This window comes from Streptomyces sp. NPDC030991 (assembly GCF_055571235.1).
Genome location: NZ_JBVIFR010000004.1, coordinates 455504 through 480180, shown reverse-complemented (window position 1 = coordinate 480180; position 24677 = coordinate 455504). Strand labels below are relative to the sequence as shown.

At 73.6% G+C, this 24677-nt stretch carries 13 protein-coding genes, 1 tRNA gene and 1 other RNA gene; 5 read left to right on the top strand and 10 right to left on the bottom strand.

Annotated features, from left to right (window positions below):
- Window positions 1–77: 77 nt before the first annotated feature.
- The 4 genes from ACZ45E_RS10850 to ffs all read right to left on the bottom strand — a co-directional run bounded on the left by ACZ45E_RS10850 (window position 78) and on the right by ffs (window position 6400).
- Window positions 78–1886: a M48 family metalloprotease gene (locus tag ACZ45E_RS10850; protein WP_468219229.1), complete on the bottom strand. Its 1809-nt coding sequence runs from the start codon at window positions 1884–1886 to the stop codon at window positions 78–80.
- A gap of 461 nt (window positions 1887–2347) precedes the next feature.
- Window positions 2348–3607 (bottom strand): phosphoribosylamine--glycine ligase, encoded by a 1260-nt coding sequence (gene purD / locus ACZ45E_RS10845; protein WP_468219062.1) that lies wholly within the window; start codon window positions 3605–3607, stop codon window positions 2348–2350.
- Between the two features lie 279 nt (window positions 3608–3886).
- Window positions 3887–6118: a DNA polymerase III subunit gamma and tau gene (locus ACZ45E_RS10840; protein ID WP_468219059.1), complete on the bottom strand. Its 2232-nt coding sequence runs from the start codon at window positions 6116–6118 to the stop codon at window positions 3887–3889.
- A 187-nt stretch (window positions 6119–6305) separates the two neighbouring features.
- Window positions 6306–6400, bottom strand: an RNA gene (ffs, locus tag ACZ45E_RS10835) — signal recognition particle sRNA small type.
- 120 nt (window positions 6401–6520) lie between these two features.
- Between ffs and ACZ45E_RS10830 the strand changes: the two genes are divergently transcribed.
- Window positions 6521–6605: transfer RNA gene (locus ACZ45E_RS10830), tRNA-Ser, on the top strand.
- Window positions 6606–6899: 294 nt separating this feature from the next.
- The gene (locus ACZ45E_RS10825) at window positions 6900–9317 is read left to right on the top strand and encodes a helicase-associated domain-containing protein (protein WP_468219057.1); all 2418 of its coding nucleotides are present in this window, start codon (window positions 6900–6902) and stop codon (window positions 9315–9317) included.
- Between the two features lie 69 nt (window positions 9318–9386).
- On the opposite strand, the gene ACZ45E_RS10820 is transcribed toward ACZ45E_RS10825, so the two are convergent.
- Window positions 9387–10748: an MFS transporter gene (locus ACZ45E_RS10820; RefSeq protein WP_468219055.1), complete on the bottom strand. Its 1362-nt coding sequence runs from the start codon at window positions 10746–10748 to the stop codon at window positions 9387–9389.
- Complete coding sequence (locus tag ACZ45E_RS10815; protein ID WP_468219053.1) at window positions 10741–11322, bottom strand: SDR family NAD(P)-dependent oxidoreductase; 582 nt, start codon at window positions 11320–11322, stop codon at window positions 10741–10743. The genes ACZ45E_RS10820 and ACZ45E_RS10815 overlap by 8 nt, the downstream gene beginning before the upstream one ends.
- Before the next feature lie 201 nt (window positions 11323–11523).
- Between ACZ45E_RS10815 and ACZ45E_RS10810 the strand changes: the two genes are divergently transcribed.
- Window positions 11524–15258, top strand: coding sequence for a BTAD domain-containing putative transcriptional regulator (locus ACZ45E_RS10810; RefSeq protein ID WP_468219051.1), 3735 nt, complete (start codon window positions 11524–11526; stop codon window positions 15256–15258).
- Between the two features lie 57 nt (window positions 15259–15315).
- Here ACZ45E_RS10810 and ACZ45E_RS10805 read toward each other — a convergent pair whose 3' ends face one another.
- Window positions 15316–17208 (bottom strand): propionyl-CoA synthetase, encoded by a 1893-nt coding sequence (locus ACZ45E_RS10805; RefSeq protein ID WP_468219049.1) that lies wholly within the window; start codon window positions 17206–17208, stop codon window positions 15316–15318.
- A 185-nt stretch (window positions 17209–17393) separates the two neighbouring features.
- Here ACZ45E_RS10805 and ACZ45E_RS10800 point away from each other — a divergent pair, with 185 nt between their 5' ends.
- Entirely contained in the window at window positions 17394–19520 is a 2127-nt protein-coding gene (locus ACZ45E_RS10800) for a TerD family protein (protein ID WP_468219227.1), read from the top strand.
- Window positions 19521–19540: 20 nt separating this feature from the next.
- Here ACZ45E_RS10800 and ACZ45E_RS10795 read toward each other — a convergent pair whose 3' ends face one another.
- Window positions 19541–19870 (bottom strand): cupin domain-containing protein, encoded by a 330-nt coding sequence (locus ACZ45E_RS10795; protein ID WP_468219047.1) that lies wholly within the window; start codon window positions 19868–19870, stop codon window positions 19541–19543.
- 200 nt (window positions 19871–20070) lie between these two features.
- Window positions 20071–20985: a LysR family transcriptional regulator gene (locus ACZ45E_RS10790; RefSeq protein ID WP_468219044.1), complete on the bottom strand. Its 915-nt coding sequence runs from the start codon at window positions 20983–20985 to the stop codon at window positions 20071–20073.
- Window positions 20986–21170: 185 nt separating this feature from the next.
- On the opposite strand from ACZ45E_RS10790, the gene ACZ45E_RS10785 reads away from it, so the two are divergent.
- Window positions 21171–21932: a sulfite exporter TauE/SafE family protein gene (locus ACZ45E_RS10785; protein ID WP_468219043.1), complete on the top strand. Its 762-nt coding sequence runs from the start codon at window positions 21171–21173 to the stop codon at window positions 21930–21932.
- A 31-nt stretch (window positions 21933–21963) separates the two neighbouring features.
- Here the strand turns inward: ACZ45E_RS10785 and ACZ45E_RS10780 are convergent, their stop codons facing one another.
- Entirely contained in the window at window positions 21964–24669 is a 2706-nt protein-coding gene (locus ACZ45E_RS10780; protein ID WP_468219041.1) for a GNAT family N-acetyltransferase, read from the bottom strand.
- Window positions 24670–24677: the final 8 nt, after the last annotated feature.

Sequence of the window (24677 nt, the reverse complement as noted above, 5' to 3'; positions counted from 1 at the left end):
CACATTACGCACGCACTCCGTCACCGTTCGTCGCGAATTGGCGAGAGTGGAACGTTTACCTCCGGGTAGGGCGGGCGTCACACCAGACGCACGGGCTTCTCCGGGCGGATACCGAGGCGGGCCAGCCATCCCTTCAGCGGTTCCGGGTCGCCGTCCTCGACGAGGCTCAGGACGCGCGGCCCGAGATCGCCGGCGCGCTCCCCGCCGACGAGCAGCGCGGGGCCGTCGAGCCAGTCGAGACCTGGCGCCGCCCCGGCCGTGTCCACGGCCGCGCAGCACACCATCGCGGTGACGTGGTCGGCGAGCAACTCCCGCCCGCTGCGCGGCGGTTGCAGCGGGAACAGCGGCAGTGCGCCCTCGTCCCACAGCGCGTCGTCCGGGCCCTTGCTCGCGGGCGCGGGGGACACGGGCCGGGCGCCCTCCTCACGGGCCAGCTCGGCGCTGAGTCCGGCGGAGAGGGAGTCGGCCTCGGGCCGGGGGGCCGGGGTGAGCAGGGCGTCGAGCTCCGCGTCGGTGTATGTCTCCGGAGCCGCGGTCGGGATCGCCGCGGGGGCCCCTGGGGCGGAGGGAGCGGAGGGGGCGGGGCGGGCCGAGGCGGGTGAGGAGGCCGAGGGTTCGTCATCGGGTCGGGGTTCGGGGTCCGTGGCCAGGTGGTCGAGGACCCGCGCCAGGGTCGGGCCCTCGGGGGCGGTGGAGGCGTCGGTGCGGGCGCTCCGCACGCCCAGATTGTCCAGAACCCGATGCAGGCGGGCGGCGTCCGTGCGCCACGTACGGTCCACGACCTCGTCCGGGTACTCCTGCCAGTCGACCGGCGCCCAGTCGGGGCCGGACTCGGCGGGTCCGCCGTGGAAGAGCCGGGCGGCCAGCAGGGAGGCGGCCTCGTCCACGGTGCCGGGCTCCTCGAGGAGGTCGCAGGCGGGGCGCTCGCCGAGCCGGGAGGTGAAACCCTCCGCGAGCCGGTCGCGGCGGGACAGCTCGGTGAGGGCGGCGACCACCCCCACGTCCAGCCGGGACGGCCAGCGGCCCATGCGCCAGGCGGGCAGCGCGACGCGCGTCAGCAGCCGGTCCCAGCCCGCGTAGGCGAGTCCGACCTGCTCCTGGGCGACGATCCGCAGGCCGTAGTCCACCGCTTGCGCGCGCTCGGCGCCGGCGGCGGCGACCCCGCGCTCCATCTCGGCGGCGTGCACCCGGCAGCCCCGCAGCATCAGCCGCGCGACCCGGCCGACGCCGCTCAGCAGCGGCCGGGTCAGGGGGCCGCGCCCGGGCGCGGCGGCGACCGCGACGGCGGCGTCGAGGCCGCGCACGAAGCGCCGGGCCGCCGCTATGTCGGGGTGGGCCGAAGGACCCGTACCGGCGACGACCGGGGCGAGGACGGCGCGCAGCTCGGCCACCCGCATCCACCACAGGAAGGGGGAGCCGATGACCAGGACCGGCGCCACGGGCGTCTTCCCGCGGTCGCGCGCCGAGGGCCGCGGCGGACCGTGCGCCGGATGCGTGCGGTCCTCCAGCCAGCTGTCGCAGTCCGGGGTGAGCGCTATGGCCGACGGCGCCGGGACGTCGAGCCGGTCGGCCAGGTCACGCACCAGCCGGTACAGATCGGGGGCCGTCTCCTCGGCGATCGGCACGGTCGGGCTGAGAGCGGGTCTGGCCCGCGCCACGACCAGGGCGACGGCCGCCGCGGTGAGCAGGACGAGCACCGCGAGAACGGTCACCACCAGCCGCGCCGCGTCCCAACTGCCGCCTGTCAGATGGCCGGTGGCGCCGCCCGCCAGCAGGATCACCGACGCCGCCGCGGGCAGCAGGGCCAGCGCCGTCGCCCTGCCGCGGATGCGCAGCACGGCGACGGCCCGGGAGCGCGCTGCCTGCGCACCCGCTTCCGCACCCATACCGGACACGACCGATGTCACCCCCTGCTGCCTGTACCTTCTGCCCGGCCGTGGGCGGAGACCCGTGGCAGGACACTGGTGGCGTTGCTCACTCCCCCACTGTGGCACCCGCCACCGACATCGCAATGCCGGTGGTCCGTCTGGTTCTATCCGTTACCGGGACAGAACCGGGCGGGCGGGGGTTCGCCTCGCGAGGGCCTGAACTCCGTGCGCCGCACCCTAGTTGGGGTCGGGGGCATCGTCAGCCGGATAGGCCATCGGTCACTCGATGGAATGGCTTTGGGTAAAGGTGGCTGACATCGGCGGGCCGGGCGAGAGAGGGTGACACTCGCCCGGGGCCCGTCCGGAGGCCAGTTCCGGCCGCTTGTGGTCAGTTTTTCAGGGGCCTTTTCAGGGGCCTGTTTTTTGGGGGCGGCTTTTCGCGGTCGGCTTTCGGGGGCCGGCTTCCCGGGAGGTGCCGCTCAGCTCTCGGCGGCGGCCTTCGCGGCGATGTCCGTACGGTGCTGCGATCCGTCGAGGCCGATGCGGCCCACCGCGGCGTACGCGCGCTCGCGGGCCTGTGCCAGGTCCGTACCGGTCGCCGTGACGGACAGCACCCGGCCGCCCGCGCTCACGACCGGCCCGTTCTCGCCCTCCCGCTTGGTCCCGGCGTGCAGGACGTACGCGTTCGGGGCATCCTGTGCCGCCACCGCGTCGAGCCCGGTGATCGGGTCGCCGGTGCGCGGGGTGTCCGGATAGTTGTGCGAGGCGATGACGACGGTGACGGCCGCGTCGTCGCTCCACCGCAGCGGCTCCAGGTCGGCGAGCGTGCCGTCCGCCGCTGCCAGCAGGATGCCGGCCAGCGGCGTCCGCAGACGGGCGAGGACGACCTGCGTCTCGGGGTCGCCGAAGCGGGCGTTGAACTCGATGACGCGCACGCCGCGCCCCGTGATGGCGAGACCGGCGTAGAGCAGACCGGAGAAGGTGGTGCCGCGCTTGCGCATCTCGTCGACGGTCGGCTGCAGAACCGTGTCGAGGACTTCCTCCACCAGCTTCGGGTCGGCCCACGGAAGCGGCGAATAGGCGCCCATGCCACCGGTGTTGGGGCCCTCGTCGCCGTCCAGGGCGCGCTTGAAGTCCTGGGCGGGCTGGAGCGGGACGACCGTCGTGCCGTCGGTGATCGCGAAGAGGGAGACCTCGGGGCCGTCGAGGAACTCCTCGATGACGACGCGCTCGCAGGCGTTCCCGTGCGCGCGGGCCTTGTCGATGTCGTCGGTGACGACGACACCCTTGCCGGCGGCGAGACCGTCGTCCTTCACCACGTACGGGGCGCCGAACGCGTCGAGCGCCGCGTCGACCTCGGCGGGCGTCGTGCAGACGTAGGACCGCGCGGTGGGCACGCCCGCGCCGGCCATGACGTCCTTCGCGAACGCCTTGGACCCCTCCAGCTGCGCGGCCTCGCCGGACGGCCCGAACACCGGGATGCCCGCGGCACGGACGGCGTCGGCGACGCCCGCCACCAGGGGAGCCTCGGGGCCCACGACGACGAGGCCGGCCTCCAGCTTCCGGGCGAGGGCGGTGACCGCGGCGCCGTCGAGCGCGTCGACGGGGTGCAACTCGGCGACCTCGCCGATGCCTGCGTTGCCAGGGGCACAGTGCAGGGCGGAGACGGCGGGGTCGAGGGACAGAGAGCGGCACAGGGCGTGTTCGCGGGCGCCGCCGCCGATGACGAGGACCTTCACGCCGGTCAGCCTATCCGTCCGGGCGCGGTGCTCTTGTACGGGCTTCCCAATGGGGGGTGGGGTGGGGGTTGTGCGTTTCTACAGGTGGAGGGGGTGGCCACCTCTCCCGGTGAGGGGTGGTCGGCTCACCCCGGTGAGGGGTGGTCGGCTCACCCAGGTGAGGGGTGGTCGGCTCGATAGGTGCGGGGCGACCGGCTCTGCAGGTGCGGGGCGACCGGCGGGAGGTGGAGGCTCCGCGCCGGGACTGGGGGATGGGGTGAGGTGGGGTGAGGCGGAGTGCTACTCGTTGCTGAATTCCTCGACCACCGTCGCGCCCAGTTCGCGGACGATCAGGTCATGGCCGGACAGGGCGTTCTCATCCAGGTCCGGGTCGTCGTCCTCGGGGATGTCGTCCTCCACCGAGACCGGGCGCCGGGCTGGGGCAGGCGCGGGCGCCGGAGCGGGGGCCGGGGCGGCGGGCGCCGAGGCCGAGGCGGAGGCCGCCGTCGGGGACGCGGCGGGCGGAGGCGGGGTCGGTGCCGGGGCAGGAGCGGGGGCCGGGGCATAGCCGCCGCCTCCGTAACCACCGCCGCCCCCATAGCCGCCCGATGCCGTCGGCGGCGCCGGGGCACCTCCGGCGGCGTCGACCACCGCGTCGACCTTCCAGTGCACCCCGAACTGCTCGGTCAGGGCCGCCTTCAGTACGTCCTCGCTGCCGCTGCTCACGAAGTTGTCCCGGGCGCCCGCGTTCACGAAGCCGAGCTGGACCGTGGTGCCGTCGAACCCGGTGACCTGCGCGTTCTGGCTGAGCAGGATCCAGGTGAAGCGGCGCTTGTTCTTCACCGCCTCCAGGATGTTCGGCCAGAGGGTGCGGGGGTCCGGGCCGCCGACGGGCGCCTGGGCCACGGGTGCGGCGGCAGGCGCGGGCGCTGGCGCGGGCTGCTGGGGGGCGGAGGCGGTCGGGGCGGGGGCCGCCGCCGGGGCGGGCGGCCGGCCGGTACCGGCGGAGGCGGCCGTGGGCCAGCCACCGGGCCTGCGAGCACCGCCCGAGCCATCCGAGGCGCCCGAGCCGCCTGTGGGGGCTGCGGAGGGCCAGGCGCCGGGGGCCTGGGCGGTGGGGGCTTGGGCGGTGGGGGCCGGGGCGGCTTCGGCGGGCGGGGCCGGTGTCGGTGCTGGAGCGGGAGTCGGAGTGTGGGCCGGGGCCGCGGGTTCCGGGGCGGGGCCGCGCACTGCCGCGCGGGCCGCTGCCGGGCCACCACCCGGGGCGGCCGGTCCGGGCGCGGCCGGCGGGGCGACCGGGGCGGGCGCGTGGGCGTCGGGGCCGGGAACGTACGCCATGGAGGGGCCGGGGCCCTGTCCGCCCGGGGTGAAGACCCCGCCGCGCTCGATGCGGTCGAGTCGGGCCATGACGGAACGGGCGTCGTCGTACGCGGCGGGCAGCAGCACGCGCGCGCAGATCAGCTCCAGCTGGAGGCGCGGCGAATTGGCGCCGCGCATCTCGGTCAGGCCCTCGTTGACCAGGTCGGCGGCGCGGCTGAGCTCGGCGGCGCCGAACGTCGACGCCTGCGCCTGCATGCGCTCCACGACATCGGCCGGGGAGTCGATGAGCCCCTTCTCAGCCGCGTCCGGGACGGCGGCCAGGATCACCAGGTCCCGCAGCCGCTCCAGCAGGTCGGTGACGAAACGACGCGGGTCGTTGCCCCGCTCGATGACGTGGTCGACGACCTCGAAGGCGGCCGCCCCGTCACCCGTGGCGAAGGCCTCGACGACGGAGTCGAGCAGCGAGGCGTCCGTGTACCCGAGCAGGGCGGTCGCCATGGCGTATGTCACACCGTCCTCACCGGCGCCGGCGAGCAGCTGGTCCATGACGGACATCGAGTCACGCACGGACCCGGCACCGGCGCGCACGACGAGCGGCAGCACGCCGTCCTCGACGCGGCTGTCCTCCTTGGCGCACACCTCGCCCAGGTACTCGCGCAGCGTCCCCGGCGGCACGAGCCGGAACGGGTAGTGGTGCGTACGCGAGCGGATCGTCCCGATGACCTTCTCGGGCTCGGTCGTCGCGAAGATGAACTTGAGGTGCTCCGGCGGCTCCTCGACGACCTTGAGCAGCGCGTTGAACCCGGCCGACGTGACCATGTGGGCCTCGTCGATGATGTAGATCTTGTACCGGCTGCTCGCCGGGCCGAAGAAAGCCTTCTCGCGCAGGTCACGGGCGTCGTCCACACCACCGTGCGAGGCCGCGTCGATCTCGATGACGTCGAGCGAACCCGGCCCGTTGCGCGCGAGGTCCTGGCACGACTGGCACTCACCGCACGGGGTCGGCGTGGGACCTTGCTCACAGTTCAGACAGCGGGCCAGGATGCGCGCGCTGGTCGTCTTGCCGCAGCCGCGCGGACCACTGAACAGGTACGCGTGATTGACCCGGTTGTTCCGCAGCGCCTGCTGCAACGGGTCGGTTACATGCTCCTGCCCGATGACCTCGGCGAACGACTCCGGGCGATAACGGCGGTACAGCGCGAGAGACGACACGCATACGAGGTTATAGGCGTCCACTGACAACCGGCCCCGGCCCGCCTCACGCGAGCCACCGGCCCGGCGGCCTGGCGGTCCGTCCGACTCGGGCTGCCCGGGGCGGCGGCCCGACGGCAACCCGCCTCGGCCCGGGTACGGAGACAACCGGCCTTGGCCTCAGTACGGAAACAACCCGTCCGGGAACGCAAACGCCCCCCACGCACCCGCCAGAGCCAACCTACCCTTGCTGCCTTCCGGCCCTGGGGGAGTTCAGTCAGATAGCGCCACGTGAGGGGCTGAGCCCCACCTTAGCCGATCCCGGCACCCGGAAGCGACGCCGGGAGACAGGGATGTGACCTCGGAAGCGGCCGAGCGGATCGTGTTCGCGAGCACTCCCCAACGTCTTGTATTGTTTGCCGCGGAGGATTCGCCTAGTGGCCTAGGGCGCACGCTTGGAAAGCGTGTTGGGGGCAACCCCTCACGAGTTCGAATCTCGTATCCTCCGCCCAGTGCCTCACCGGGCACTAACGTCGAAGGGCCCCACCGCAAGGTGGGGCCCTTCGACGTTGTCGGACTCAGTTTTCGCCTCCGCCGGCTTGTTCCTCGGGGCCGTTCAGCCTCTCCCTCACACTGGAGGGCCCGCCTTCGGTTTCCTCGGGGTCCGTCGTCGCGGGAGATCGCGGCGAACCCGGCATATCGCCTTCGCGGATCATGGAACTGCGCCATCCTTGAGCTCGGTCCGGAGTGACTTCGGTCCGCCCGCACGTGACACGTTCCAGATCTGCCGAGGTGTCTCCTCATGAAGTCCCGGTCAACGCTCGTGACGTGGCTGAGCGAACTCGACGGCTCGCGCCTGGCGCAGGTGCTCGCCCAGCGGCCGGACGCCGCCGTCTCCCCGGACCCCCTCTCGTTGGGGGAACTCGCGGATCGTCTCCACCGCCCCGGGTCCGTGGCACGCGTACTGACGCGACTCACCCTGCCGTGCCTCCAAGTGGCCGAGGCGCTGGCGGCCCTGGGGGCGCAGGCGCCCCGGGACAGCCTTGCCGAGCTGCTCGGCGTGACGTCCCCAGCGGCGGAACACGCGCTGGACGCGGCCTTGGAGGCCCTGACGGACCAGGCACTTGTCTGGCCCGATGGTGACGGGACACTCCGGATGCCGGAGCCCTTGCGGCAGGCGTGGACCGCGCCTCTGGGGCTCGACGCCCCGCTGGAGGAGTTGCTGGCGGACGTCCCGTCGGAAGAACTGCGCGGCATGCTGACGTCCCTGGGCATCAAGCCGCCAGGGACCAGGCAGCGGCGGCTCCGGGCCCTGCTGGAGCATCACAGTGACGCGGAACGGGTCACCGCCCTGGTCGGCCAGGCGCCGGCGGCCACCCGGAGGGTGCTCCAGGAACGCGCCGGTTTCGCGCCGCTGGAGCCGGACACCGGCGTGTTCGAGGCTTTCGGCCTCCACCTCGGGCCGGACGCCCGGTGGGCGCTCGATCGCGGGCTGCTGCTCCACGACCGTCACCGTTACGGACCCGTCCTCATGCCGGCCGAGGTGGCCCTGGCTCTGCGGGGCGCCGACTGGCACGCTCCGTTCGAACCGCTGGTGCCCGACGCCCGGCTGGTGGCCGTCACCCCCGCGGAGGTGGAGCGGGAGGCCGCGGTGGCCGCCACCGCGTTCGCGGCCCAGGCCGCCTCCGTCCTGGCCGTCTGCGCGGCCACCCCACCGGCGCGGCTGAAGTCGGGCGGGATCGGAGCGCGTGAACTGACCCGCATCGGCAGGGCCGCCCAGGCGGAGGACTCCGTCGTACGGATCACCCTGGAGGCCGCGCACGCCGCCGGGCTGCTCGCCCACGACGGTGATCGTGTACCTCCCACCACGGCCTACGACAGCTGGGCCGAACAAGAGCCCGCGGAACAGTTCGCCCTGCTGCTCCGAGCATGGCGGGACCTGCCGCTCACCCCCACCCGGGCGCGCGACGAGGACAACAAGGCGCTTCCGGTCCTCGCCGACACGCCTCCCTGTGACGGTTGCCGACAGGCCCGGCAAGGGTTGCTCGCCGCGGCGGCGGGGCTCCCCTCGGGGCAGGGGGTGAAGGTCTCCTCGCAGCTGGGGCCGCTCGTGGCCTGGCACCGGCCGCTCGCCGACGACGCCTCGCCGGAGGACGCGACCCCGTTCAGCGCGGTGATCCGCGAGGCCGAACTGCTCGGTGTGCTGGCGCGGGGCGCGCTGTCCCCGCTCGGCACCCAGCTGTCGGACCACGCCGGGGACCGGCTCGACGCCTCGGTGCGACGGTTGGTACCGCCCGCCGTCCGGACGGCCCGGATCGGCGCCGACCTCACCGCCGTCGTCACCGGCACCCCCGCCACGCGACTCGCCGCCCTCCTGGATTCGGTGGCCGACCGGGAGACCAGCGGCGCGGCGTCCGTCTGGCGGTTCAGCGCCTCCGGTGTCCGCCGGGCCCTGGACGCCGGCCGCTCCGCCGCCGAGATCACCGCCGACCTGACGGCCTGTTCCGCCACGGAGACCCTTCCGCAGCCGCTGGCCTATCTCATCGCCGACACCGCTCGCGGCCACGGCCGGGTGCGCGTCGCCCCCGCGGCCTGTGTCATCCACAGCGACGAGCCCGCCCTCCTGGCCGAACTCGCCGCCCACCGCGCCCTCTCCGGGCTCGCCCTGCGCCGTCTCGCCCCGACGGTCCTGGTCAGCGGTGGTCCGCTCCCGGACGCGCTCGCCGCACTGCGCGCCGCGGGCTACGCGCCGGTCGCCGAGACCGCCGACGGAACGGTACGCATCGACAGGGTCCCTCCGCAGAGGGCGGCCGACGCCGCCCCTCCCCCACGGAACGGACCCCGGACCCCCGCCGCCCGCGCCGCGGACACGTCCGCCGAGGGCAGGCTTCTAGCCCTGGCCGACCGACTGCTCGAAGCTCCGCCGATCGCCCCGGCACCCGACCCGTTCGGCAGCGGGGTGCCGTACAAGACGGACACGGAGGAGATCGTCGCCGCGTACGCGGAGAACCTGTTGTACAGCGACGTCCGCCAAGTCGCGTACGCCATCGACACGGGTACGCCCCTCACGATCGAGTACATCGCCACCTCGGGCGACCGGACCGTACGCACCCTCAGCGACCTGGAGCTCGACCCGCCCTACGTGGATGCCTGGTGCCACCTGCGCAGCGCGGAACGGACCTTCACTCTCTCCCGCGTGTACGGCGTGATGCCCGCGTAGGACCACCCGTGGGGTTCGTGGGGCTCTGGGTGATGGGGTTCGGGGGCATGGTCGCGGGCGGCGGCGGCGTCATCCTCGTACTCCTTCTGTCGTGGTGGGGGGTGCTGTGGTGGTTGTGGGGGTTACGGGGGTGTCGGCTGCTGTTGCTGCTTCTGTTGCCGGCGTGGTTCTTGTCGTGGAGGGAAAGCCGTGCGCTCGGGAGGCCAGGACCACGGTCAGTGCGGGGGCCAGCAGCAGCAGTACCGCCCACGGGAACGACGCCGTGCCCGCCACGTCGAGCAGGACGCCGCCCGCCACGCCGCCGCCCGCCATCGCCACGTTCCACAAGGTCACGAGCATCGCCTGAGCGGCGTCGGCCTGGTCGCCGCCCGCCCGGCCCGCGGCCGTCTGCAACAGCGTCGGGATACCGCCCCAGCCGAGGCCCCACAGGACCGCCGCGACGTACACGAGCGGCGTGCTCCCGGCGAACAGGGCGAGGAGTGCGGCGGCCGCGGCGACCAGGAGCGTGCCCGTGACAGTGAGGGCGCGGAGCCTGCGGTGGATCCGCGCCCCGACGATCCAGATGCTCAGCAGCGAGGCCGCGCCGAACACCAGCAGGATCACGTCCGTCGAGCCGCCAAGGCCCAGGTCGTCGAGGAACGTGGCGATGTACGCGTAGAGGATCGTGTGCGCCAGGACGAAGACCAGCGTCACGGTCAGGACGGCCGTGACGCCCGGGACGCGCAGGGCGTGGCGCATCGGGGTGCGGGCGGCGCGTTCCTGGCCCGGGTGGTCGGGGACCGTCAGGCGGATCCACAGCAGGAGAATCACGGTGAGCGCCGTCATCGCAAGGAACGCCGTGCGCCAGCCGAGCGCCGAACCGAGGAACGTACCCGCCGGCACGCCGAGCGACAGGGCCACCGGGATGCCCGCCATGGCGATCGCGATGGCCTTGCCCTCCAGGTGGGAAGGGGCGAGGCGGCGCGCGTAACAGGCCAGCAGCGCCCAGGCCAGGCCCGCCGCGACCCCGGCGGCGAAACGGGCCGTCATCGTCAGGGCGTACGAGGAGGAGAGCGCGGTCACCGTGTTGGCGACGGCGAAACCGGCCATCGCGGTGAGCAGGAGCCGGCCTCGGCGCCAGCCCGCCGTGGCCGAGGCCAGCGGGATCGCGGTGAGGAAGGTGCCGACCGCGTAGACCGTGACCGTCTGGCCCGTCGCCGACTCGCTCACGCCGAGCGCTCCGCTCATGGCCGGGAGCAGACCCGCCGGGAGGGTTTCGGTGAGGCTCGTGATGAAGACGGCGGTGGCCAGGGCGAGGAGGGCGGGGAGGGGGAGGTTGGTCGGCTTTGTTGCCGTTGCCGTTTCCGGCTGCGGCTTCGGCTTCGGCTTCGTTGCCGTTTCCGGCCTCAGCTTTGTCTTTGTCTTTGTCTTCAGATTTGGCTTGTCAGGCATGGGGGTGGCCTCCGTCTGTTTCTGGCGTGACGTCCACGGGGAGTTCGGTGCCGGAGGTGAACGGGGCGTCCGCGGCGAGGAACAGAGCCGCGCGGGCCGCCTCGTCCGCGGAGCCGCGGCGTTGCATCAGGTCGTCGTCGTGGCCCCCGGCGACCGTGTTCACGCGGGCCCCTCTCGTCGCGGCCTCCCGGGCGCAGGCGCGCAGGGCGGGTTGCGTGGCCGGGCAGCCGCTCAGTACGACGGAACCCTCCGGGGTGAGCAGCGGGAGCAGGGCGTCGAGGGTGGCGCGGACCTCGGCGGCGGTGGTGCGCGGGGAGGTGCCGGGGCTGCCCGCGTGGACGAAGAGGTAGTCGATGTGCCCGAGCCGGGACTCCACCGCGTCCGGGGACGGCGTGGCGCCCGCCAACAGGTGGGCGCCGCTGCCCAGTTCGACGCCGGCGCCCGCTAGGGCGGCCGGGTCGCGGGCCGCCACCAGGACACGGGCGCCGCCCTCGACCAGACGCTTGGCGATGGCCAGCCCTGTGCCGTGGGCTCCGCCGGTGATCACCGCGGTGCGGCCGGTGTATTTGGTCATGGGGGGACTTTGGAGTGCGGCGGTTCGGGTCGGCTGAGGGTTCGCTTACGGTCGGCTGACGGGGCGCTCTCGTCGGCCCGGGGGGGCTACTGTCATGGGCTCGGGGGCCTGCTGTCATGGGCTCTGGGTTCGCTCGCACCGGCCCGGGGCCGCTGTCCGCGGGGCCGTCCCTTTCGGGGAGCCGACCGGTACCGTTCCCGCATGTGGTTCGGGGTGTTGGGGACTCTCGTCGTGCGCGGGCGCGACGGCGGTGTGCTCGGCGTACCCGAGGCGAAGGTCCGCGCCCTGCTTGCCGTGCTGCTCGCCCATGAGGGCCGGGCCGTCTCCGTGGACCGGCTCGTCGAGGAGTTGTGGGGCGCGCGGCCGCCCTCGAACCCGGCCAACTCCCTCCAGGCCAAGGTCTCCCAGCTGCGTCGGGCCATCGGCCGCGAACTCGTTCTGCGGCAAGGCTCCGGGTACCGGCTGGTGCTGGACGAAGTCGGGGCGGAGGCCGGGGCCGGGCTCGGGCTCGGGCTCGGGCTCGGGCTCGGGCTCGCTGACAGGGTCAGGGTCGGGGTCGACGCGGTGGCGTTCCGGGGGTTGGTGGAGCGGGCTCGGTCCGTGCCGGATGCGGGTGAGCGCGTACAACTGCTTCGGCGGGGGCTGGAGTTGTGGCGGGGGCCCGCGTACGCCGATTTCGCCGACGCGGAGTTCGCGCGCGGGCCGGGCGGCCTGCTGGAGGAGTTGCGGCTCGTCGCACTGGAGGAACTGGCCGAGGCGCGGCTGTCGCTGGGCGAGGGGGACGTGGTCGCCGGTGAGCTGGGGCCGCTGGTCGAGGCCCACCCCCTGCGCGAGCGGCTGCGCGGGTTGCAGATGCGCGCCCTGTACCGCGCCGGGCGCCAGAGTGAGGCCCTCACCTCGTACGAGCGGCTGCGCAAGGTCCTCGCGGACGAGCTGGGTGTGGACCCGTCCCCGGAACTCGGCGCGCTGCACGCCGCGATCCTCCGTCAGGACGACCGGGGCATCGCGGAGCCCGGGCACGGCGGGTCGTCCACAGGGGAGGCCCGCGCCACCGTTCCGCACGCGTCCGTGTCGTACGGCGCCATGTCGTACGGCGGTGCGTCGTACGCCGCCACCCCGTACGCGGCCACCCTGGACGCCATCGATCCGGGGGTTGGCGGCTCGGGGGTGGTCACCCCGAAGGCCACCACCGCCCCGCAAGCCCCATCAAACGTGCCCGCCCCCACCACTCCTCTCATCGGTCGTGCCGCCGCGCTCCGTTCCCTGGGGCGGTTGCTGCTCGGCGGTCGGCGGCTGGTCACGCTCACCGGGCCGGGGGGCGTGGGCAAGACGCGGGTGGCGGTGGAGGCGGCGCGGCAGGTCGGCCCCGACGTGGCCGAAGAGGTGTGGCTCGTGGAATTCGCCGGGGTCACGGGCGACGCCGACGATCTCGCGGGGGCCGTCGCCGCCACCCTCGGGCTCCGCGACGAACCGGCCCGGGGCGGCAGCCCCACCCGGCGGCTCGCCGAAGCGCTGCGTGAACGGCGCACCCTGCTCGTCCTCGACAACTGCGAGCATGTCGTCGACTCGGCCGCCGAACTGACGCACGCGCTGCTGCGCACCGCGCCCCGCCTGCGCATCCTCGCCACCAGCCAGGAGCCGCTCGGCCTCGCTGCCGCCGGTGAGACCGTCCAGGCCGTCGAGCCCTTGGCACCGGCCGACGCCATCGCCCTGTTCACGGCCCGCGCCCGCGCCTCCTCACCCGGTTTCGATCCCGGTTGCGATCCCCGTTGCGATCCCGGTCTCGATCCCGGCTTCGATCCCGGCTTCGGGCACGGCTTCGACCCCGACTCCGAGCCAGGCTCAGAACTCCACCCCGAGCCCCACTCCGAACCCGGCTCCGAACCGATTCCCGGCGCCGACTCGGTCGCCGACCCCGTGGCTGACCCCGTGGCCGACTCGGTCACCGACCCCGTCGCCGACTCCGTGGCCGACTCCGTGGCCGATGCGGTCGCCGAGATCTGCCGCCGCCTCGACGGCATCCCCCTGGCACTGGAACTCGCCGCAACCCGCGTACGGGCCCTCGGCGTAAGGGAGTTGGCGGCCCGGATCGACGACCGGTTCCGCGTGCTCGGCGTCGGCGCGCGGGCCGGGCAGCGTGGGGCGCCGGCGCGGCAGCGGACGTTGCGCGCGATGATCGACTGGAGCTGGGAGCTGCTCCCCGCGCCCGAACGGATCGTGCTGCGGCGGCTCGCCGTGCACCGCGACGGTTGCACGCTGCGGGCGGCGGAGGAGGTGTGCGCGGGGGACGGCGTGGAGCGCGCGGACGTCCTCGACCTCGTGTCGCGGCTCGTGGACCGGTCCCTCGTCGTCCCGGTGCCCACCCCGGCCGGGCCGCGCTACCGGCTGCTGGAGTCCGTTTCCGCGTACGCCCTGGAACGCCTCGATGAGATGGGCGACACCGACGCCGTACGCGACCGGCATCTGCGGTACTACCTCGGGCTCGCCGAGCGCGCCGCGCCCCGCCTGCGCGACGGCGGGCAGCGCGACCTGCTGCCGCGGCTCGACGCCGAGACCGGCAATCTGCGCGCCACGCTCGCCACGGCCACCCGGCACGATCCGGCCGCGGCGGCGCGGCTCGGCTCCGCGCTGGCCTGGTGGTGGTTGCTGCGCGGACGGCTCACGGAGGCGTACCGGGCGTTGTCCGCAGTGGTCAGCCAGCAGAGAACTCCAACCGGTGAACTGCTGCTCCTGCACGCCGCGTTCGAGCTCCTGACCGGCGCCGCGAACCCCACGGACCGGGCCACCACAGATACCTCAGAGACCACGGACACGACAGACGCCACGGACACGACCGATGCCACAGACGCCACAGACGCCACAGAGGCGACGGTCGCCACGAAGGCCACGGTCGTCGCAGAGGCCCCGGCCACCACAAGCCCCGTACCCCCACCCCACACCCACTGGCTCTACGCCTACGCCCTCTTCAACGGCGGGGACCCCGACGCCTGCGGGCGCCACCTCGACGCGCATCCCCCGCACCCCGACGACCCGTGGTCCACCGCCGCCGCGCTCGCCCTGCGGGCCCTGCACGCCCTCATCCGGGGCGACCTGGACAGCGTGCGGCGCGACGGGCTGCGTTCCGCCGCGATCTTCCGGCGGCTCCAGGACAGCTGGGGGGAGTTGCAGACGATCCAGCCGCTGGCCGCGCTCGCCGAGATCAGGGGCGCGTACGCGGAGGCCGAACGGCTCGGCCGCGAGGGGCTGCGGATCGCGCGGGAGCTGGGGCTCGCCGCCGAGGTGTCCGCGCGGCTCTCTGGGCTCGGCAGGCTGGCACTCCTGAACCACGACTGGGAACGCGCCCGCGACCTGCACGGACAGGCGCTGCGGCGGGCCGTCGAACAGGGGTACAAGTACGGCGAGATCCACGCCCGGATGGGACTGGCGCTCGGCGCCAGACGCTCCGGCGATCTCGACGAGGCCGAACGTCTCCTCGTCCTGCTCCGCGACCGGTACGGCGACCTGTCCTCGCCCGCGGGTGATCATTTGCTGGCCGCCGAGTTCGGGTTCCTCGCGGAGATGCGCGGCGACGCGGCGACGGCCCGCGCCCATCATCTGCGGGGCCTCGATGCCGCGCGGGTCCTGGGTGAGCCGCGCGCGTTCGCCCTCACGCTGGAGGGGCTGGCGGGGGCGGTGTCCTTGGCGGGGGCGGCCGGGGACGCGGCGCTGTTGCTCGGGGCGGCGGACGCGGCCCGGCGGGGGGTGGGCGTGCCGCTGCCCGCGGCCGAGCGGGGGGATGTCGACCGGGTCGCCGTACGGGTCTCCGCCGCGCTCGGGGCGGACCGGTTCGCCGAGTACTTCGGAGAGGGCGCGGCGCTGGACCCGGAGGCGGCGCTCCGGCGCGCCCGCACGGGACACCGCCCCGGGCCCCACCACACGTCGGGCCCGCCCCACTGACGCCAGAACACCACCCGCCGCTCGCCGCCCGCCGCGCACCCCGCGTTGCTCGCCCCGTCAGGCCCGGCGCGTGAGTACCGGGCGCAGCGCGTCCAGTACACCCGGGTCGTCGACGGTCGACGGCACCGGTTCGTCGAGCCCGTCGGCGATGCCGCGCATGGTCCTGCGCAGGATCTTCCCCGACCGCGTCTTCGGCAGCGCGGTGACCACGGCGACGTCCTTGAGCGAGGCGACGGCGCCGATCCGGTCCCGTACGAGCTGGACGAGTTCGGCCTCGACGACAGCCGGGTCCGCTGCGACGCCGGTCTTCAACACAACTAGCCCGCGCGGCACTTGGCCCTTGATCGGATCCGCTACGCCGATGACCGCGCACTCGGCGACAGCGGGGTGGGCGGCGAGGACCTCTTCCATGGAGCCGGTGGACAGGCGGTGCCCCGCGACGTTGATGACGTCGTCGGTGCGGCCCATGACGAAGACGTAGCCGTCCTCGTCGATGTGCCCGCCGTCGCCGGTCAGATAGAACCCGTCGTACGCGGAGAGGTACGAGGCGACGAACCGCTCGTCGTCGTTCCAGAGAGTGAGCAGCGCCCCGGGCGGCATCGGCAGCTTCACCACGATCGCGCCGTCCTCCCCTGCGGGCGCCGGGTTCCCGCCCGCGTCGAGGACGCGTACGTCCCAGCCGGGCAGCGGCCAGGTGGGGGAGCCGGGCTTGGCGGGGGCCGTCTCGATGCCCACCGGGTTGGCGACGATCGGCCAGCCGGTCTCGGTCTGCCACCAGTGGTCGACGACGGGGATGCGCAGCAGGTCGCTCGCCCAGTGGTACGTCTCCGGGTCGAGGCGCTCCCCGGCGAGGAAGAGGTACTCCAGGCGGCTCAGGTCGTGGCCGCGCGCCAGCTCCCCCGCCGGATCGACCTTCTTGATGGCGCGGAACGCCGTCGGCGCCGTGAACAGCGTCTTCACCCCGTACTCGGCGGCCACCCGCCAGAACTGGCCCGCGTCCGGCGTCCCCACCGGCTTCCCCTCGTACAGGACGGTCGTCGCGCCGGCGAGCAGCGGCCCGTACACGATGTAGGAGTGGCCGACGACCCAGCCCACGTCGGACGCGGTGAACATCACCTCGCCGGGTCCGACGTCGTACACGGCCGCCATGGTCCAGCGCAGAGCGACGGCATAACCGCCGCAGTCGCGCACAACTCCCTTGGGCCTGCCGGTCGTTCCGGACGTGTAGAGGATGTACAGGGGGTCGGTGGCGGCCATCGGGACGGGCGCCGCCGGGCTCGCCGCGCGCATGGCCGCCGCCCAGTCCAGGTCTCGCTCACCCAACTCGGCAACGCACTGCGGCCGTTGAAGCACCACGCAGGTCTCGGGTTTGTGGGCGGCCAGTTCGACGGCCCGGTCGAGGAGCGGCTTGTACGGGACGACCCGGGCGCCCTCGATCCCGCAGGACGCCGAGACGACGACCTTCGGCGCGGCGTCGTCGATCCGCACGGCCAGCTCGTGCGCCGCGAACCCGCCGAACACCACGGAGTGGACCGCGCCGATCCGCGCGCAGGCCAGCATCGCGACGACGGCCTCCGGCACCATCGGCAGATAGACGACGACCCGGTCCCCGCGCCCCACCCCGAGCCCGGCCAGCACCCCGGCGAAGGCGGCGACCTGCTCGGTCAGCTCCGCGTACGTGTACGTGCGCCGCGTCCCCGTCACCGGCGAGTCGTACACCAGCGCGGGTTGCGCCCCGCGGCCCGCCGCGACGTGCCGGTCGAGCGCGTTGTGGCACACGTTCAGCTCACCGTCCGGGAACCACCGGTAGAACGGCGCCCGCGACGCGTCGAGCGCCCGCGCCGGAACCACGTCCCAGTCGATCCCCGCGGCAGCACCGAGCCAGAACCCCTCGGGGTCCTCGGTACTCGCGCGGAAGACTTCCTCGTACGACGCGCCGTACGGCCTCATCTGCGCCCCTCGCCTGTCGTCGGTACCCACTCGGCCCTTCGACGAGGTTGGCAGCGATCACCCCTCGGTCAATACCTCATCCCGACCTACACGACACCTCCTCAAATGCCCTCTTCGGGCGCTACCTTGCGTCATATGCACCGTGTCAATGACGCGGTGGTGCGCGAGGGGGCTACGTGTACGAGATGTCCAAAGGGGCCAATATCGGCCTGGCGTCCTTGGGGGAGGACACCGGTTCGGTCACCGTGAGCCTGAACTGGAGCAGCACCGCGGGGGATGGTGACGCGGATGTGTCCGTCCTCCTGCTCGGCCCTGGCGACAAGGTGCGCGGCGACGACGACTTCTACTTCTACAATCACCCGTCCGCGGCCGACGGGACTGTGCACCTCTTGGGGAAATCGCCCACGGGCGACGGCAGCGAGGACCGCATCGGACTCGACTTGGCGGCCATGCCCGAGGACGTCCGCCGCGTGGTCGTCGCGGCGAGTCAGTACGGATCCGGGGTCTTCGGCGACCTCGACGGCCTTCGGCTGACCCTCTCCGACCGGTCGGGCGAGACACTCCTCGGCTTCTCCATCGGCGACGCGAGCATCGAAACGGCTTTCGTGTTCGGCGAGTTGTACCGCAGGAGTGGCGAGTGGAAGTTTCGGGCCATCGGACAGGGCTACGAGACCGGGCTCGCGGGACTCGCCACTGACTTCGGGATCCACATCGTGGACGACACCGACACCGACACCGACACCGATAGCGGTAGCGGTAGCGGTAGCGGTAGCGGTAGCGGCAGCGACAGCGACTCGGGGAGGGCGACCGAGGCCCCCGTCCCGGCCTCGCCCGGGGCCGTCGACCCCGTGCTCCCGGGAGGCCGGTCACCGATGTCGGCGATGCCCGCGCAGCCGGGTCCGGTCGACGCGCCCTCGGCCTCCGCCCCGGCCGCCCCGCCGGCCCCCCTGGCCCCGCCTGCCCGCAGGACCACTGCCCGCACGGCGAAGAAGAAGGTCACGCTGCCCCGGGCCGCCAAGAAGTCCCTCGCGGAGAATGACGCGTGGAACCCCGCGAGACTCTTTCCCGTCCCGTCGTTCCGGAGCGACAAGGACCGGGAGATGCGGGCGACTTCGGTGCTGCTCGCGGTGATGACGGAGGTTCCCGAGTTCGGGCGGCGGCTCACGGCCGGTTTCGGCGCACCGGTCGGCCGTATGCAGACCTTCACCGAGGTCTCTCTGCCCAACGGCGACACCCCCAAGCGGCCGGACGGCGTGATCCGCGTCGAGCGGGCGGGCAAGCTGTGGACGGCGCTCCTGGAGACGAAGACCAACGGGAATCCGCTCAAGGCCGACCAGGTCCAGAACTACGTCGACATCGCGGCGCGCCGGGGTTACGAGGCCGTCATCACCCTCTCCAACGACGTGGCCCTGGAAGGCAGTCCCCTGGTCGACGTCAAGATCGACGGTCGCCGCAAGCACAAGGTGACTCTCTGGCACCTCTCCTGGGCCGAAGTGGCCCATCAAGCGCAGATGCTGATCCGGCACGAGGGCGTGTCCAACACCGCGCACGCCTGGCTGCTCCAGGAGTTGCTGCACTACCTGCAGCATGACAACTCCGGTTGCCACGGCTTCCAGAACATGGGGCCCACCTGGGTTCCGGTACGCAACGCGATCGACTCGGAGACCCTCTGCCACGGCGATCCGCGTACGGTCGAGGTGGTGGAGAGCTGGGAGCGGCTGATCCGGCAGGTCTGTCTGCGTCTCGGTGGGGAGCTCGGGCAGAAGGCGCTTCCCGTGCAGCGCAGCAGACGCGGCAGCGACCCCGCGGCCCGGCGGACGGTGCTGGCCGACCGGCTGTGCGCCGAGGGGCGGCTCGCGGCCGCGTTGCGGGTGGAGGGCTCGCCGGGGATCCTCGCGATCATCGCGGACCTGCGGACGGGGAAACTGCGGACCTCGATCGACGTGGCGCCTCCCGAAGGGAGCTATCCGCTGACCTCCGCGAAGCGGCTGCTCAAGGCGTTGACCCACGCTCCGGCGGATCTGCACGTGGAGACGTTGACCGACGGCGGAGGGGGGCCGCGCAGCTCCCTCGAGAGGCTGCGTCCCGAGCCCGGGGACCTGCTGCCGAGGGACGGTGCCACCATCACGGGCTTCCGGCTCTCCCTGTTCAAGGGGATGGGCGGGGCACGGGGCAACGCCGAGTCCGGTTTCATCCGCAGCGTCGACGATTCCGTGGACCGCTTCTACGGATCGGTGGTCACCCACCTCACCGAGCTGGACAACCGCCCGGCACGGCGGTCGCGGACGCCCGAGACCGCGATGCCCGGCTGACCCGTTCTCCGGTTCTCCGGTCAGGCCGTCACCGCGGTCAACAGGACCACCGCGTCGGTCAGGGCCAGCAGGCCGTGCCGTTCCTGGGGGATCGCGCGGAGTTCGTGCGGGGCCAGGTCGGTGTCGCCGGAGAGCGCGGTCAGGCGGACGCGGCCGCGCAGGACGAGGAGCGTGGCGGCCTGAGGGGCGTTGTGCTCCTCCAGGGCGCTGCCCTCCGTCAGCGCGATGACGCTCTGGCGCAGGGGGTCCTCGCGGACGAGGAGTTCGGCGCTGCGGCCGTGCGCGGAGCGGTGGGCGGCGGCCAAGTGGTCGTCGGCCAAAGCCGTGAGGTCGTACGGAGTCGTCGTCATGGCCTCAGGGTGGCCCGGACGGCGCCGGAACGCGACGCCACTCAGCCGATCGGTTCAGGGGCACAGGGCAAAACTCAGGGCCCAGGGCTCAGGGCCCAGGGCCCAGGGCTCCGGGCTCCGGGTTCCGCGTTCAGCGCTCGCGGCGCTCAGCTACAGCTCCCCACGGTCACCGCGCCCAGCTACAGCGCCCAGCACACCGCTCAGACCCGCCGCCCCGGGCAGCTATGACCGACGGTGTCCGCGAAGGCTCTGGCCAGTGGGGACAGGGCGGACCAGCGGCGGACCGCCCAGCCGACCTGGAGCGGTGGCAGGCAGGGGACCGGGAGCAGGGTCAGGCCGGGCCAGGGGTCGCCGCCGGGGCGGCGCAGGCCCGGCAGGTCGGGGACGACGGCGTGGCCGAGGCCCAGTTCGGCCAGGTGCACGGCGGTGTCCCAGTCGGCGATGCCGGTGCCGGAGGCGGGCCCCTGCGCGAGGCCGAGCTCGGCGAAGCGCTCGTCGAGATGGGCCCGGGACGTGGAGTGCTCGGGCGGGAGGATCAGCTGGGCGGAGGCCCGAAGATCATCGGGGTCCGCCAAGGGCCGCGCCGCCAGGTCGTCGTCGTCGCGGACCGCCAGCACCCAGGGCAACTCGACGACGGGGCGCAGTTCTATGCCGCGCTCGGGCGCCCCCATGGTGATCCACGCCAGGTCCAGGTCGTGCGCGGCCAGCGCCTCGAAGCAGCCGCGGCTGGAGCTGACGGTCTGGAACTCCAGGCTGACCTGGGGGTGTGTCCGGCGGAACGCGACGATCGCCTCCGCCATGAAGTGGCGCACGGAGGTGGCGCCCGTCGTCACCCGCACCGATCCGCTCTCGCCGCGCGCCAGATCGCCGAGGCGGCGCAGCGCGTGGTCGAGGGTGCCGAGTCCTTCGGCCGCCGCGGCGCGCAGGATGCGGCCCGCGGGGGTGGGCACGACGCCGCGGGCGTGCCGTTCGAGCAGGCCGATGCCGACTTCCTTCTCCAGCCGTTTGACGTGCTGGCTGACCGCGGACTGCGTACAGGACAGGTCGCGTGCGACGGCGCTGAGACTGCCCGCGCGGCAGACGGCGACGAAGACGCGGAGGTCGTCGAGGGTCACCGGCCCAAGCTACAGCTTGGGTGTGTGCAAGGGGATCCTAGGATTGACTTGGATAACGGGCAGGAGCACGATCAACTCGGGACGCGCCCAGGGCGGCAACCCGTCGTGGAGGTCGCGAACTCCCGCCGGGTGCCGACCCGTTCCGCTCCCCTGCCCCCCTCAGCCTGCCCGCACGGAGCGACCTCGTGGACATAGTCGAAGCAGTGGCGATCGGCGCCGCCGGAATCGCCGCGGGCGGTATCAACGCCGTCGTCGGCTCCGGCACCCTGATCACCTTCCCGACGCTGCTCGCCTTCGGTTACCCGCCCGTCCTCGCCAACGTCTCCAACAACGTCGGCCTGGTCCCGGGCGTGCTCAGCGCGGCCTACGGCTACCGGCGCGAACTGCGGGGCCAGCGCGGCAGGTTGCTGCGTTTCGGCGCGGCCTCCCTGCTCGGCGGGTTCGTCGGCGCCGTGCTCCTGCTGCGGCTGCCGGACGCCGCGTTCCGTGCCATCGTGCCCGTACTGATCCTGACCGCCTGCGTCCTGGTCCTGCTCCAGCCGCGCCTGAACCGGTGGACGAGCGCGCGCCGGCACGCCGGTTCGCGCGCCGACGGCGGCGTCCCCATGTGGCTCGGCGTCCTCGGTACCGGTGTCTACGGCGGCTACTTCGGCGCGGCCCAAGGGGTGCTCCTGATGGGCATGTTCGGCGCCGTGCTCCGCGACGACCTCCAGCGCCTGAACGCCGCCAAGAACGTCCTCGCCTCGCTGGTCAACGGCGTCGCCGCGGTCGTCTTCATCGCCGTCGCCGACGTCGACTGGACCGTGGCGGCGCTGATCGCGGCGGGCTCCACGGCGGGCGGCCTGATCGGCGCCCGCGTCGGCCGGCGGCTCCCCCCGGCCGCGATGCGCGCGATCATCGTCACGGTCGGCGTCTCGGCGTCGGCCCTGCTGATCGCCCGCTCGTGAACCCGCCGGTGCGCACACCGAGAGCCCGCAACTACCGGGTGTAGAAAGCCAGTTGTGCCTTCTTCTCCGGCAGCCGCACCTCGGGCAGATCTATCTCGGGGAGCACGATCTCGCCCGCCATCTCGAACCCGGCGCGGGCGAACAGCGCGATGGCCTTGTCGTTGCGGGCGTCCGGCTCGGCCACCAGGCGCTTGCGCCCCAGGCCGTCGAGGGCGTACGAGACGAGCACGGCCACCAGCGCCCTGGTGAACCCGTGCACGACGCCCCCCGCCCCGGCAGGGCCCAGCAGGAGGTGGACGCCGAGGTCCCCGCCCTGGACCTGGTAGCACTCGCTGACCCGGTCGGCCTCGGGCTCGTACGTCTGGAAGAGCGCGACGGGGACGCCGTCGAGCCGGACGAGGTACGCGTGATGCGTGTCGAGGGAGTCGAGGTGCGCGTATATCTCGCGTACGTCGTCACGGCCGATGCCCGTCATCCCCCAGAACCGGGCGCGTTCCTCACGCACCCACGCGTGCACCACGTCGATGTCGGCGCCGGTGGGGTCCAGACGCGTCAGCCGGAAGGTCCCGAACCCGTCGACGCGCTGCTCGTACTCGACACCCGCGACCCCCGCGACGGCATCAGCGCTGTCGGCGTTGTCGGCGTCGGCAGCGGGTGCGGTGGTGAAGTCGTTCGTCGCGTCCGGCACGGGGGGCTCCTGGGTGAGGCGGTCGAAGTCGGTGATCACCGGGGCGAGTTCGCCGCGCAGCCACATCGGCAACTGGTCCCGGTGGTGCGTGGAGTCCGGGTTCCCGGACGCGCCGAACGGCACGATCCAGCGGCTGTCGTCGCGCCGCGCGAGGTCCCACACGTACCGGGCCGCGGGGCCCCGCACGCTGAGGTCGGTCAGTCCGGGCACGCTCGACGTGGACAGTACGCAGTCGTGGTCGCCGTCGAGGGCCGGCCGGGCGGCGTCCGGGTCCGGCAGCGCCTGCCAGGGCGCGAGCCGGTGCAGCTCACCCCAGGTGGTGCCGGGGACGATCGCCGCTTCCTCGACCGCCGCGCGGACGGCGGCGAGCCGGTCCTCGTACGGCAGCCGCGCACCGGCCAGCAGGTGCTCCAGCGCGAACGCGATCCGGGGTACGAGCGCGAGCCACGGCCGGAACACCTCCGGATAGGCCGGCGCCAGGTCCGCCAGCGGCGCGAACAGCTCGTGCCGGGCCAGCCGCCGTACGACACCGGAGCGCACGCGCGCGTACGCCGCCGCCCGTACGCTGCCCGCCGCCATCCGCCGGTCCCAGTTCAGCAGTCGCTCCCGCAGCCCGGCCGCCGCGGGCGACAGCCCGTCGAGCTCTTCCACGAGCTCCAACAGGGGCTTGCAGGAGGCGAGTTCCGTGTCGGTGTGCACGGCGCCCATGTCCTCGGCGCCCCAGGTCTCCCGCTCCGCGAGCAACGCGCGCACACGGTGTGCCCGGTGCGGCGGCGCGAACTCGACGCCCAGCGGCGCGGCGAGGGAGCACTCGTTGGCCATGACGGCGACCCCGTCGACCTCGGCGCGCGGCAGGGGCCCGTACGTGCCCCGCCACGCGTGCCGTTCCTCCCAGGCGGGCACCACGCGCAGCATGTTCTCCTGGTCGCGCACGGGCACGGTCCCCGCGACCCGGTGCAGCAGCCCGCCCTCGGTGTCGGCGGCCAGGACGACGTTGACCGGCTCGGCCCAGCGGTCGAAGGCCCGGTCGACGTCGGCGACGGTGCGGGCCCGCAGCAGTTCGGGGAGTGCGGCGAAGCCCAGGTCGGCGTGGACGCGGGCGGGCTGGCGCAGGCTGACGCCCTCGCCCTCGTCGGGGCCGCCGATGACGACGACGCCGCGCGCGGTCTCGATCACCTCGACGGGCTCCCCGTCGGTGAGCCGCTCCACGTGCGCGTGGGCCGCCCGCCATCCGTCGGGGCCGAGGGCCTCCACGCCGCCGCCCGCCACGCGCCGCAGCCGCTCCCGGTACAGGTCCTGGTAGTCGGCCATGGCGTTGGTGATGGCCCAGGCGACCGAACCGGTATGCCCGAAGTGCCCGATGCCCGGCACCCCCGGCACGGCGAGCCCCACGACGTCGAACTCCGGGCAGGCGAGCCGCACTTGCTGGTACACGCCCGGGTCCTCGATGAACCGGTGCGGGTCCCCGGCGATGAGCGCGCCGCCCCCCGTGCTCCGTGCCCCGTCGACGAGCCAGCCGTTGCTCCCCGTGGTCCCGGGCCCGTCGGTGGCGAAGAGGCCGACGGCGTCCGCCCCGAGCCGCCGCGCGACCTCGTCCCGCCACAGCTTCGCCGGGAACCCCGCGAACAGCACGTGCGTCGACAGCCACACCCCGAGCGGCGTCCACGGCTCCCACCGCCCCGGCGCGACCCCGGCGCGCGCGAACTCCGGTGCGCGGGCGCCCCGGTGGCCGAGGCCGGCATTGACCCCGTCCACGTAGGCGGCCACCCACGCCCGGGTCTTCTCGTCCAGGGCGTCGTAGCAGCGCCGCGCGGTGTCGGCGAGCCGCGCCCGGCGGGCGAACCCGTCCCAGCCGAGCGCGCCGGCCCCCAGCAGGCCGGCCGAGGTGCCGAGCAGCCGGTGCCGCTCGACCTCGAGCTGCCAGGCGCGGTCGACGGCGGTCACCTGCCCCTGGGCGTAGGCGAGCGCCGAGGCGTCGCCCGCCCGCAGGTGCGGTATCCCGTACGGGTCCCGGAAGACTTCGAAGCGCGCTGCGCCGCCGACGGTCACGCGACTCC

Excerpts from the sequence above, each read along its gene's own strand:
- ACZ45E_RS10820 (WP_468219055.1), bottom strand. The coding sequence starts at position 10,748 with ATGCCTGACAAGCCAAATCTGAAGACAAAGACAAAGACAAAGCTGAGG.
- ACZ45E_RS10805 (WP_468219049.1), bottom strand. The coding sequence starts at position 17,208 with ATGAGGCCGTACGGCGCGTCGTACGAGGAAGTCTTCCGCGCGAGTACC.
- ACZ45E_RS10800 (WP_468219227.1), top strand. The coding sequence starts at position 17,394 with ATGTCCAAAGGGGCCAATATCGGCCTGGCGTCCTTGGGGGAGGACACC.
- ACZ45E_RS10850 (WP_468219229.1), bottom strand. The coding sequence starts at position 1,886 with ATGGGTGCGGAAGCGGGTGCGCAGGCAGCGCGCTCCCGGGCCGTCGCC.
- ACZ45E_RS10795 (WP_468219047.1), bottom strand. The coding sequence starts at position 19,870 with ATGACGACGACTCCGTACGACCTCACGGCTTTGGCCGACGACCACTTG.
- ACZ45E_RS10810 (WP_468219051.1), top strand. The coding sequence starts at position 11,524 with ATGTGGTTCGGGGTGTTGGGGACTCTCGTCGTGCGCGGGCGCGACGGC.
- ACZ45E_RS10825 (WP_468219057.1), top strand. The coding sequence starts at position 6,900 with ATGAAGTCCCGGTCAACGCTCGTGACGTGGCTGAGCGAACTCGACGGC.
- ACZ45E_RS10815 (WP_468219053.1), bottom strand. The coding sequence starts at position 11,322 with ATGACCAAATACACCGGCCGCACCGCGGTGATCACCGGCGGAGCCCAC.